The sequence below is a fragment of the Streptomyces bambusae genome (genome assembly GCF_019400985.1).
Classification (GTDB): domain Bacteria; phylum Actinomycetota; class Actinomycetes; order Streptomycetales; family Streptomycetaceae; genus Streptomyces; species Streptomyces bambusae_A.
This window is the reverse complement of the sequence record NZ_WTFF01000012.1, coordinates 47,803-56,569: the sequence shown is the minus strand read 5'-3', so window position 1 is coordinate 56,569 and position 8,767 is coordinate 47,803. Positions and strand designations below refer to the sequence as shown.

Annotated in this window: 8 protein-coding genes; 5 read left to right on the top strand and 3 right to left on the bottom strand. The window is 71.1% G+C overall.

Annotated features, from left to right (window positions below; all coding sequences use genetic code 11):
* The coding region (locus GPJ59_RS03910) for an alpha-amylase family glycosyl hydrolase (RefSeq protein ID WP_219664932.1) at positions 1-1,276 on the bottom strand (1,276 nt) is incomplete at its 3' end.
* A 244-nt stretch (positions 1,277-1,520) separates the two neighbouring features.
* Between GPJ59_RS03910 and GPJ59_RS03905 the strand changes: the two genes are divergently transcribed.
* The 5 genes from GPJ59_RS03905 to GPJ59_RS03885 all read left to right on the top strand — a co-directional run bounded on the left by GPJ59_RS03905 (position 1,521) and on the right by GPJ59_RS03885 (position 7,557).
* Positions 1,521-2,795 (top strand): extracellular solute-binding protein, encoded by a 1,275-nt coding sequence (locus GPJ59_RS03905; RefSeq protein WP_219664931.1) that lies wholly within the window; start codon positions 1,521-1,523, stop codon positions 2,793-2,795.
* Between the two features lie 8 nt (positions 2,796-2,803).
* The gene (locus GPJ59_RS03900) at positions 2,804-3,799 is read left to right on the top strand and encodes a carbohydrate ABC transporter permease (RefSeq protein ID WP_219664930.1); all 996 of its coding nucleotides are present in this window, start codon (positions 2,804-2,806) and stop codon (positions 3,797-3,799) included.
* Positions 3,800-3,813: 14 nt separating this feature from the next.
* The gene (locus tag GPJ59_RS03895; RefSeq protein ID WP_219664939.1) at positions 3,814-4,701 is read left to right on the top strand and encodes a sugar ABC transporter permease; all 888 of its coding nucleotides are present in this window, start codon (positions 3,814-3,816) and stop codon (positions 4,699-4,701) included.
* 175 nt (positions 4,702-4,876) lie between these two features.
* Entirely contained in the window at positions 4,877-6,544 is a 1,668-nt protein-coding gene (locus GPJ59_RS03890) for a glycoside hydrolase family 13 protein (protein WP_219664929.1), read from the top strand.
* On the top strand, positions 6,541-7,557 hold the full coding sequence (locus GPJ59_RS03885; RefSeq protein ID WP_308120113.1) for a LacI family DNA-binding transcriptional regulator: 1,017 nt from the start codon (positions 6,541-6,543) through the stop codon (positions 7,555-7,557). Before GPJ59_RS03890 ends, GPJ59_RS03885 begins: the two co-directional genes overlap by 4 nt.
* A gap of 43 nt (positions 7,558-7,600) precedes the next feature.
* Here the strand turns inward: GPJ59_RS03885 and GPJ59_RS03880 are convergent, their stop codons facing one another.
* Both GPJ59_RS03880 and GPJ59_RS03875 read right to left on the bottom strand, forming a co-directional pair.
* A complete protein-coding gene (locus GPJ59_RS03880) occupies positions 7,601-8,299 on the bottom strand; it encodes a DUF2278 family protein (protein WP_219664927.1) in 699 nt (232 codons plus the stop codon).
* A 140-nt stretch (positions 8,300-8,439) separates the two neighbouring features.
* Positions 8,440-8,766 carry a helix-turn-helix domain-containing protein gene (locus GPJ59_RS03875; RefSeq protein ID WP_308120112.1) on the bottom strand — a complete coding sequence of 109 codons (327 nt, stop codon included), beginning with the start codon at positions 8,764-8,766 and terminating at the stop codon, positions 8,440-8,442.
* Between the last annotated feature and the right edge of the window lies 1 nt (position 8,767).

The window sequence follows — 8,767 nt, the reverse complement described above, 5'->3', positions numbered from 1 at the left end:
CCCCGGCCCCGCCCCCCGCACTGCCGTCCGCCTTCGCCCCGCCGCCCGCCCCGCCGCCCCGCCCCCGCCGGAACGCCGGGTCCTGGCGGGCCGCGTCCGGGAGGTCGGTGACCTCCGGCAGGCCCAGCTCCTCGCCCTGGTAGAGGTACGCCGAGCCCGGCAGGGCGAGCATCAGCAGGGCGGCGGCGCGGGCCCGGGCCAGCCCTCGCGGGCCGCCGCCGTAGCGGGTGCGGTGGCGGACCACGTCGTGGTTGGACAGCACCCAGGTGGTGGGCGCGCCCACCGACGCCGTCGCCGTCAGCGACTCCTCGATCACCGTGCGCATCGCCGCCGCGCCCCACGGGCAGGTCAGGAACCGGAAGTTGAAGGCCTGGTGCAGTTCGTCCGGCCGTACGTACAGGGCGAGCCGCTCCGAGCTCGGGGCCCAGGCCTCCGCGACCCCGATGCGCCGGCCCTCGTACTCGTCGAGCAGCCGCCGCCAGGCGCGGTGGATCTCGTGCACCCCGTCCTGGTCGAAGAAGGGCAGCGGCTCGGTGCCGATCAGCGTGGCCTGCGCCCCCCGCCCGATGTCCGGCAGGCCGGGCGCCTTGACCATGCCGTGCGCCACGTCGATCCGGAAGCCGTCCACGCCCAGGTCCAGCCAGAACCGCAGCACGGAGGCGAACTCCTCGCGCACCTCCTCGTGCTCCCAGTTCAGGTCGGGCTGCTCGGGCGCGAACAGGTGCAGGTACCAGTCCCCGTCCGGGACCCGGGTCCAGGCCGGGCCGCCGAAGACCGACTCCCAGTCGTTGGGCGGGAGCGCCCCGCCGGCCCCGCGGCCCGGGCGGAAGTGGTAGCGGTCGCGCCGCCCCGGGTCGGCCAGCGCCTCCTGGAACCACGGGTGCCGGTCCGAGGTGTGGTTGGGCACCACGTCCACGATCACCCGCAGCCCCAGCGCGTGCGCGGCCCGGACCAGCTCGTCCGCGTCGGACAGGTCGCCGAAGACCGGGTCCACGGCCCGGTAGTCCGCGACGTCGTAGCCGCCGTCCGCCTGCGGGGAGACGTAGAAGGGGGTGAGCCAGACCGCGTCCACGCCGAGCCGGGCCAGGTGCGGCAGGCGCTCCCGGATGCCGCGCAGGTCCCCGATGCCGTCGCCGTCGCTGTCGGCGAAGGAGCGGACGTAGACCTGGTAGATGACGGCATCGCGCCACCAGCCGGCACCGTTTGCTGTCGTCTTGCTGGAAGCGCTTGCAAGACGGGAGGGGGTGGCCGGGGAGGCGGTCAGCTCATGGGTCATAACGGGGTCAACGCCGCTTCCCACCCCCGGGTTGCGGGCCTGACCACCCGAAGAAGGCTCGAACAGAGTCCGGGAAGCCGTTCCGGATGAAGCAAGCTGCGGCAACCTTACGGACACGTGGATGTAACGATCCCCCGTCCTTGCAGAAAATTGCCGCAAGGCCTTTCGGATGGCTTTCAGCCTTGTTACGTTCCTGGCAACTCGGGACCGCGAGGGCGCGGCCGGGATCGACGAAGGAGTTCATATGCGGCGTGGCATAGCGGCCACCGCGCTGGTCGCGGCCCTGGCGCTCGCGGCGACGGCTTGCGGCGGTGACAAGAACGACGGTGGCGGCAGCACTGACGCCGGCGGCGAGCTCTCCGGCACGGTCACCTGGTGGGACACCTCCAACGACACGGAGAAGGCGACCTTCCAGAAGATCGCCGAGTCGTTCCAGGCGAAGCACCCCAAGGTCACCGTCAAGTACGTCAACGTCCCGTACGGCGACGCGCAGAACAAGGTCAAGAACGCGTTCAGCAGCGGCGCCGACGCCCCCGACGTCATCCGCGCCGACGTCGGCTGGGTCGCCGACTTCGCCTCCCTCGGCTACCTGGACAAGGTCCCCGCCGAGACCGCGAAGAAGGTCGACGCCGAGTTCCTGCCCTCCGCGGCGGCCAGCGGCAAGTACGAGAACCAGATGTACGCCGTCCCGCAGGTCATCGACACCCTCGGCCTCTTCTACAACAAGAAGATGCTCGCCGACGCCGGTGTCCAGCCCCCCACCACCCTGGAGGAGCTGAAGACGGCCAGCGCCAAGATCAAGGAGAAGACCGGCAAGACCGGCCTGTACCTCCGCGGCGACGACTCCTACTGGTTCCTCCCGCTGATCTACGGCGAGGGCGGCGACCTGGTCGACGCCAAGAACAAGACCGTCACGGTCGACGGCCCGGCCGGCGTCAAGGCCTTCAAGGCCGCCCGTGACCTGGTCGCCTCCGGCGCCGCCGTCACCAACTCCACCGACGGCTACCAGAACATGCAGACCGCCTTCAAGACCGGCCAGGTCGCGATGATGATCAACGGTCCGTGGGCGATCAAGGACACCTACGCCGGCGAGCAGTTCGCCGACAAGGCCAACCTGGGCGTCGCCCCGGTCCCGGCCGGCTCCGCCAAGGCCGGCGGCCCGCAGGGCGGCCACGACCTCGCCGTCTACGCCGGTTCCAAGAACCGCGCCGCCGCGCACGCCTTCGTCGAGTACCTGTCCTCGCAGGAGGTCCAGGTGCAGGCCGCCAAGGAGCTCAGCCTGCTCCCGACCCGGACCGCCGCCTACGAGCAGCCCGACGTCAAGTCGAACCAGATGGTCCAGTTCTTCAAGCCGGCCGTCGACAAGGCCGTCGAGCGGGCCTGGATCCCGGAGAACGGCTCCCTCTTCGACCCGCTGAAGGTCGAGTACACCAAGGCGGTCACCGGCGCGGCGACCCCTGAGGACGCCGCCAAGTCCGCCGGCGTCGAGTTCCGCAAGATCCTCAAGGGCTGGAAGTAATCACACCGATGGCTGTCCACACCAGCCGGACAGCGGCACAGGCCGCGGGCGACACCAACGTCGCCCGCGGCCGCGGCCGCGGCGGCCTCAAGCACGCGCTCGCCACCCACTGGTACGCCTGGACGATGGTCGCGCCCGTCGCGCTCGTCCTCGGCGTGATCATCGGGTGGCCGCTGGTCCGCGGCATCTACCTGTCGCTGACCGATGCCAACGAGCGCAACGTCGCCCGTACGATCGGCGCCAACACCATCGAGGCGTCGTACGAGTTCGTCGGGCTGGACAACTACACGGCCGTCCTCTCCGACCCCGTGTTCTGGCAGCGGCTGGTGTGGACGGTCGTCTGGACCGTCGTGTGCGTGTCCGTCACCTTCGCCCTCGGGCTCGCGCTGGCGAACATGCTCAACCGCAACTTCCGCGGCCGCGGCTTCTACCGGATGGCCCTCATCCTGCCCTGGGCCGTCCCCGGCTTCGTCTCCGTCTTCGCCTGGCGGTTCCTCTTCAACCGCGACAACGGCATCCTCAACAAGGTCCTCGAAGGCGGCGGCATCGCGGCGGTCCCGTGGCTCGACGACCCGACCTGGGCCAAGCTGTCGGTGATCACCGTCAACGTGTGGCTGGGCGTGCCGTTCATGATGGTCGCCCTGCTCGGCGGCCTGCAGTCCATCCCCGGCGAGCTGTACGAGGCCGCCGAGATGGACGGCGCCGGCGCCTGGCAGCGCTTCCGGCACATCACCCTGCCCGGACTGCGCTCGGTGAGCATGACGGTGATCCTGCTCTCCACCATCTGGACCTTCAACATGTTCCCGGTGATCTTCCTGCTCACCCGGGGCGGACCGGGCGACTCCACCGAGATCCTGGTGACCCAGGCCTTCCGCGAGGCCTTCGTCTCCAGCCCGCGTGACTTCGCCGGCTCCGCGACCTGGGGCGTGCTCATCCTCGCCCTGCTCATGATCTTCGCGCTGGTCTACCGGCGTTCGCTGCGCAAGCAGGGAGAGGTGTGGTGACCGTGGCCACCTCCGTGACCGAGCCCGCCGCCGCGACCGAGCGGGCCGCCGTACGCAAGCCGGGCGCCGTACGCGGGCGGGGCGAGCGCTCCCCGCTGGCCTCCGTCGCCCTGCACGCGACCCTGATCGGCGCCTCCGTGATCGCCGTCTTCCCGGTGCTGTGGGTGCTGCTGACCTCCATCAAGCCCGCGAAGGACGCCATCTCCACGGACTTCGTGAAGGACCCGACCCTGGAGAACTACCGCTACCTGGTGGAGTCGACCTCCTTCTTCACCTGGTTCGCGAACTCCGTGCTGGTCGCCGGCGTCACCACCGTCCTCGGCGTCTTCATCGCCGCCACCACCGGCTACGCCGTCAGCCGGTTCCGGTTCCCCGGCATGAAGCCGCTGATGTGGACGCTGCTGGTGACGCAGATGTTCCCCATGGCCATCCTGATCGTCCCGCTCTACAACCTGATGGGACAGCTCGGGCTGCTCAACCAGCCCGTCGGCCTGATCATCACGTACCTGACCATCGCCGTGCCGTTCTGCGCCTGGATGATGAAGGGCTTCTTCGACACCATCCCGGTCGAGATCGACGAGTCCGGCCGGGTCGACGGCCTGAACCCCTTCGGCACCTTCTGGCGGCTGATCCTGCCCCTGGCCCGCCCGGGCCTGGCGGTCACCGCCTTCTACTCCTTCATCACCGCCTGGGGCGAGGTCGCGTACGCCTCCGCCTTCATGGTCGGTGACGACAACCTGACGCTGGCCGGCGGCCTGCAGACCTTCGTCACGCAGTACACCGCCAACTGGGGTCCGATGACGGCCGCCTCGGTCCTCATCGCGATCCCCGCCGCCATCGTCTTCGTCTTCGCCCAGCGCCACCTGGTCGCCGGGATGACGGCGGGCGCGACCAAGGGCTGACCACCCGCGGCCGCGCCCGCGTACCGCACCTGCGTACCGCTCCCGCGGCCGCGCCCGCGTACCGCACCTGCGCACCGCGCCCGCGTACCGCACCTGCGCACCGCACCCGCGTACCGCTCCCGCGATCTGACCGACGTACGTACGAACCGGTTCGACCGACCTCTTCAAGGACGACATGACCCAGCACCTCACCGACCGCCTCCACACCCCGACCGGGACCCAGCCGGGGGGCTGGTGGAGAGACGCGGTGATCTACCAGGTCTACCCGCGCAGTTTCGCCGACTCCAACGGCGACGGCATGGGCGACCTCGAAGGCATACGGAGTCGGCTGCCCTACCTGAAGGACCTGGGCGTCGACGCTGTCTGGCTCAGCCCGTTCTACGCCTCCCCACAGGCCGACGCGGGCTACGACGTCGCCGACTACCGGGCCATCGACCCCATGTTCGGCACCCTGCACGACGCCGACGCCGTCATCCGCGAGGCGCACGAGCTGGGCCTGCGGATCATCGTCGACCTCGTCCCCAACCACTGCTCCGACCAGCACGAATGGTTCAAGCAGGCACTGCGCGAGGGCCCCGGCACGCCGCTGCGCGAGCGCTTCCACTTCCGCCCCGGCAAGGGCGAGAACGGCGAGCTGCCGCCCAACGACTGGGAGTCGATCTTCGGCGGCCCGGCCTGGACCCGGGTCGAGGACGGCGAGTGGTACCTGCACCTCTTCGCCCCCGAGCAGCCCGACTTCAACTGGGAGCACCCGGCCGTCCAGGACGAGTTCCGCTCGATCCTGCGCTTCTGGCTGGACCTCGGCGCCGACGGCTTCCGCGTCGACGTGGCCCACGGCCTGGTCAAGGCCGCCGGCCTGCCCGACATCGGCGGCAAGGACCAGCTGAAGCTGCTCGGCAACGACGTCATGCCCTTCTTCGACCAGGACGGGGTCCACGAGATCTACCGCGCCTGGCGCCGCATCCTCGACGAGTACGAGGGCCGGCGCGTCCTGGTCGCCGAGGCCTGGACCCCGACCGTCGAGCGCACGGCCAACTACGTGCGCCCCGACGAGATGCACCAGGCCTTCAACTTCCAGTACCTGACCACCGACTGGAACGCGGCCGACCTGCGCGAGGTCATCGACAGCTCGCTGGCCGCGATGCGCCCCGTCGGCGCCCCCACCACCTGGGTGCTGTCCAACCACGACGTCACCCGGCACGCCACCCGCTTCGCCAACCCCGCCGGCCTGGGCACCCAGCTGCGCGAGCAGGGCGACCGCGAGCTGGGCCTGCGGCGGGCCCGGGCGGCGACGATGCTGATGCTCGCGCTGCCCGGATCGGCGTACGTCTACCAGGGCGAGGAGCTCGGCCTGCCCGACGTGACCGACCTGCCGGACGAGGTGCGCCAGGACCCGTCGTTCTTCCGCGCGGCGGGCCAGGACGGCTTCCGCGACGGCTGCCGCGTACCGATCCCGTGGTCCGGCACCGAGGCCCCGTACGGCTTCGGCGACGGCGGCAGCTGGCTGCCGCAGCCCGACTCCTGGGCCGGGCTGAGCGTCGAGGCGCAGACGGGCGACCCGGCCTCCACGCTGGAGATGTACCGCGCGGCGCTGAAGCTGCGGCGCGCCCACCCGGCGCTGGGCGCGGGCGACTCGGTGGAGTGGCTGGAGGCCCCGGAGGGCGTCCTGGCCTTCCGCCGCGGAGACTTCGTCTGCACCGCCAACACGACGGGTGCGCCGGTGGCGTTCCCGGCCGCGGGCGCCCCGGGCACGCCCCTGCTGACGAGCGCGGCCGACGGGCTGGCTGATCTGGGTGTCCTCCCGGCGGACACCACGGTGTGGTGGCAGGTGACGTCGGGGTGACCTCCCCTCTCCGGCTGACGGACATCGCCGCGCAGGCCCAGGTCAGCGAGGCGACGGTCAGCCGTGTGCTCAACGGCAAGTCGGGCGTGGCGGCCGGCACCCGGCACAAGGTGCTGGCCGCCATGGACCTGCTCGGCTACGAGCGCCCGGTCCGGCTGCGCCGCCGCAGCAACGGCCTGGTCGGCCTGCTCATACCGGAGCTGACCAACCCGATCTTCCCGGCGTTCGCCCAGGTCATAGAGCAGGCCCTGGCAGGCCACGGCTACACGCCGGTGCTCTGCACGCAGACCCCGGGCGGCGCCACGGAGGACGAACTGGTCGAGCAGCTGGAGGAGCGGGGCGTCACCGGCATCGTCTTCCTCTCCGGCCTGCACGCCGACGCGGCCGCCGACCCGGCGCGCTACCAGCGCCTGGCGGCCCGTGGGGTTCCGTTCGTCATGATCAACGGCTTCAACGAACACGTGAACGCCCCGTTCGTCTCCCCGGACGACCGCGCGGCGGCCCGCATGGCGGTCCGCCACCTGGCCGACCTCGGCCACGAGCGGATCGGCCTGGCCATCGGCCCGACCCGGTACGTGCCTTCGGCCCGCAAGGCGGAGGGCTTCAAGGCGGCGCTGGCCGAACTGGGTCTGCCCTCCGACGACTCGGACATCCAGCGCACCCTCTTCACGGTCGAGGGCGGCCATGCGGCGGGCGGCGCGCTGGTGGACCGCGGCGTCACCGGCATCGTGTGCGGCAGCGACCCGATGGCGCTGGGCGTCATCCGCGCCGCCCGCGAGCGTGGCCTGCGCGTCCCCGAGGACGTCTCGGTGATCGGCTTCGACGACTCGCCGCTGATCCCGTTCACCGACCCGCCGCTGACGACGGTCCGTCAGCCGGTCCGCGCGATGGCGACGGCGGCGGTCGGCGCCCTGCTGGAGGCGGTGGCCGGCCACCCGGTCCAGCGCACGGAGTTCGTCTTCCAACCGGAACTGGTCGTCCGCGGCTCGACCTCGCACCCTCCGGTCGTCTGAGCTCGGGGATCCCCCGAGACCCCGCCACGGCGCCGGGGCCCTGTCACGGGGCCCCGGCGCCGCCCTGTGTCTCCGAGACGGGATGCCCGGCGGTGTCGGTGTGCCCGGCCTGACTGGAGAACTTGCTCAGGAACACGTCGTAGCGGCCGTCGGGGCGCTGCGTGAGCGTGGCGCCGTCCTGCCAGATCCCGTTCTCCGGCCACCACTGCGAACCGTGCGGGTCGCCCTGGTTCTGGTGGATGTTGTGCATCCCGAGATCGCCCTCGGGGTCGTTGTCGAACGGCTCGCCGAAGACGAGGATGCGCCGCCCCCGCTCCAGGATCGGCTCGAACGCGTGGGCGGCATCGAGGTTGGACCCGGCGTGCCAGGGCCGCGAACCGAACAGATCGAGCAGCCCCTGCAGCCAGGACGGCGGCCGGCGCTGGAACAGCACACCGGACCGGTCCACCAGCGCCGGATGACGCAGATAGTCCAGCGCCCCGGACTCCGGCGCGGCCGCGAGATCGTGGTAGCCGGGCCCGAACGCGACGACCGGCCCGAGATCCACGGGGTCCAGGGTGAACACCTTCCACTGCACGCCCACGTTCGACTTGTGACTGTCGACGTCGACGGCACAGTCGTAGCGCCCCTCGGGCGCATCCACCTCCAGGTTCACGTGGAACCAGCGCCCCTGGTCGTCCGGGTCGTCGCGGTAGTGGCCGTAGAGGGTCCCGGAGAGCACGCCGTAGCGGTCGAAAGGCATGCCTTCAGTGAACCACCGAGCCCCCCGCCAACCCCGTCACACCGCCGACGACGAGGTCCCCCGTCCACAACTCGTACCGATTGCAGTACAAGCCCCCGAACCGCACCCTCCGCCCCCCACCCGCCAGCTCCCACCCCTCCTCACTGAACTGCGCGACCAGCCCACTCCCACACACGAACGCCCGGTTCGCCTGCACGAGAATCCACCGGGCGAGCGTCGATGCCGTGTGCGACCGCACGAAGGTCCTCGTACGCCTCCGGCACTCCGCAGATGGTGACGTACGCGAGGAGGTCCCTGTCGGACTTCGTAGTCTTGCCGTTCTCGATGCGGGATGCCTTGGACTCGCTCCAGCCGGCGCGCGCCGCAAGCGCCCGCGCTGTCAGGCCGGTCGGCTTGCGAAGGTCTCGCAGCCGCCTGCCGAGGGCAGCGCGGGCGTCCTGGACGGCGGATGAAGGGAACGTCTTCACG